Here is a 519-nt window from a genome sequence, read left to right on the forward strand (position 1 = left end):
GTGAGGTCTTACGCGCGGGATTCGTCTTGTGAAAGGTTAGCTGACCTGATGACCGATGCCCACCAAGCGGACGATGTCCGTTACCAGCCACTGAACGAGCTTGATCCTGAGGTGGCTGCTGCCATCGCTGGGGAACTTGCCCGTCAACGCGATACATTAGAGATGATCGCGTCTGAGAACTTCGTTCCCCGTTCTGTTTTGCAGGCGCAGGGTTCTGTTCTTACCAATAAGTATGCCGAGGGTTACCCTGGCCGCCGTTACTACGGTGGTTGCGAACAAGTTGACATCATTGAGGATCTTGCACGTGATCGTGCGAAGGCTCTCTTCGGTGCAGAGTTCGCCAATGTTCAGCCTCACTCTGGCGCACAGGCTAATGCTGCTGTGCTGATGACTTTGGCTGAGCCAGGCGACAAGATCATGGGTCTGTCTTTGGCTCATGGTGGTCACTTGACCCACGGAATGAAGTTGAACTTCTCCGGAAAGCTGTACGAGGTTGTTGCGTACGGTGTTGATCCTGAG

Annotated in this window: 1 pseudogene; it reads left to right on the plus strand. The window is 54.1% G+C overall.

The annotated features are described in order from the left end of the window. Positions 1-48: 48 nt before the first annotated feature. Positions 49-519: pseudogene (gene glyA / locus MD273_RS19365) on the plus strand (serine hydroxymethyltransferase); the annotation flags it as partial.

Origin of the sequence: Marinobacter sp. C7 (genome assembly GCF_022343555.1) — a bacterium.
Lineage (GTDB): Bacteria > Pseudomonadota > Gammaproteobacteria > Pseudomonadales > Oleiphilaceae > Marinobacter.